The organism is Streptococcus sp. HMSC065C01, assembly GCF_001813525.1.
GTDB lineage: Bacteria > Bacillota > Bacilli > Lactobacillales > Streptococcaceae > Streptococcus > Streptococcus parasanguinis_V.
On the sequence record NZ_KV812856.1, the window covers coordinates 76,995 to 78,830 of the forward strand.

The following is a 1,836-nucleotide window of genomic DNA, read 5'->3' on the forward strand; positions in this document are numbered from 1 at the left end:
TAAAGTAAATCCTCTAAGTACTGTCCATCAGTATGTAGGAAATGCTCGATGTATTTGACAGCTTTTAAGATTTCACTTACTTTATCAGAGTATTCATTAGATTCAAGAACACTCTTTTCTAACTCAATCTCTTTACTCGTTCCAAAGAGTTGGGTTGGAGTTGCATTAAAATATTCTGCTATCTTATCCAAATTTGCAAAGGTAGGATAGCTTTTTTGTTTTTCGTAGTCAGAGATGGACTGTTTACCGATTCCTAATTACCTCAGTCTCTTCAGTCTGTTAATTTTTTTTCGAAAATTTCTCTCATTAGTTAAATTAAATGGTTCTTTTCAATTAAGTTTTAACTTCTATCTGGTAAGTAAAAGGAAAAATAATACCCGTGGTGCTAGTTAAACTCAAAATACAAGAAAAGCCTAAAAGGACTATACTGTAAGTGACAAAACAAAACAGGAGGATAGTCCAAATGAGCCACTTACATTAGTCCTGTGAAATACAGAACTAAATCCTTCACTTAAATTACTTGTCTAACTTTTTGGGGTCAGTACAAACAGTGCTTTTTTTGTTGAAATCGCAAAGAATCTAAGCTTTCTTTTTGCAGATAACATTCGCTCTTTTATTTTCGGTATGATTGAGTCGATGCCCCGTTCTCGACCGGTTATTATTGCAACTTATCGAATGCTAGAGCACTATGCCATCACTTTTTGGAAGAATACTTGGAGCAATTCTACGCAGAATGGAATGCGAAAAAGTGATAATTAAAGAGACAAAAAAGCTGAGAATATGATTTCCCAGCTTTTTTGAATGCGATAGAAATAGCAACTAGACTATTTACGAAAGGCCTCAATAATGTAGGTGAAGCCAGTAACTAAAAATGAAAAGGCAATGACATAAACGACAAAGACACCTGTAGCCACTGGATTGAACAGAATCACTAGACCTAGTAAAAATTCAAGCAAGGCTACCCACGTGATATTGCTACCAATAATAGGGAAAATCAATCCTATACGATTGCCTTTAAAGAAAGCAATAATGGCTTCTACAATTAACCAAATTCCTACAATGGTCGGAATGACGACCGGCAGGGTCAAAAAGCCATAAGCAACGAGGTAAAGAGCTAAGAGAAGACTAACAAATCCTTGGAAAAGATAAACAGGTGAGCGAAGCTCTTTTGGTGCAGAGAAATAGCCTAAAATAGCTGCTATAGAAGAAACCAGTAAACTAAATGCAATCCACCAGCTGTAAGCAACAAGATTAGCTACTGGGTTTGTAAATAGGAAAAGTCCTAAAAGGACAAAAACAACTCCTGCAAGGAATAGCAGTAAACGATTAGAAAATTTCATTTCAATACCCTCTATATAGTATAGTATAGTTTGCTAATAAAACTATTATACTTATTTTTATAGAAAATGTCAATAAAATAAATAAACAATTTGGAAGTTTCAGTCTGACTTACAAAAAGAAAAGGAGTTTTCACTCCTTTTCACAGATTGAAGACAAAGTCCTTATAAAAGTGTCTTCTAAAGATTTTAACTTCAATCTGAAGCGAGGTTATCCTCGCTTTTTCTATTTATCAAACAATTCCTTATTTTCAATTAAGAGTTCTAGTGGAGATTTATCCCTTGCTTCAATAAAACCAGGTTCATATTGGTTATGAAGTGTTCTTTTCTGAGAAGTTGGATCAATATACAACTCATCTCCATCTTCTGTGTATAGTTGGTTGCCTCTTGTTAGGTAAAGTAAATCCTCTAAGTACTGTCCATCAGTTTCTAGAAAATCTTCGATGTATTTGACAGCTTTTAAAATCTCACTTACTTTATCAGAGTATTCATTAGATTC

At 34.0% G+C, this 1,836-nt stretch carries 2 protein-coding genes and 1 pseudogene; all 3 read right to left on the reverse strand.

Features of this window, described 5'->3' with window-relative positions; all coding sequences use genetic code 11:
• On the reverse strand, window positions 1-251 hold a 251-nt coding region (locus HMPREF2918_RS10785), incomplete at its 3' end, for a helix-turn-helix domain-containing protein (RefSeq protein WP_141751586.1).
• A 573-nt stretch (window positions 252-824) separates the two neighbouring features.
• Entirely contained in the window at window positions 825-1,340 is a 516-nt protein-coding gene (locus HMPREF2918_RS04940; protein ID WP_070594740.1) for a DUF308 domain-containing protein, read from the reverse strand.
• A 223-nt stretch (window positions 1,341-1,563) separates the two neighbouring features.
• Window positions 1,564-1,836, reverse strand: a pseudogene (locus tag HMPREF2918_RS04945) (XRE family transcriptional regulator); the annotation flags it as partial.

Coding starts and splice junctions, on each gene's coding strand:
- HMPREF2918_RS04940 (WP_070594740.1), bottom strand. CDS start 1,340: ATGAAATTTTCTAATCGTTTACTGCTATTCCTTGCAGGAGTTGTTTTT.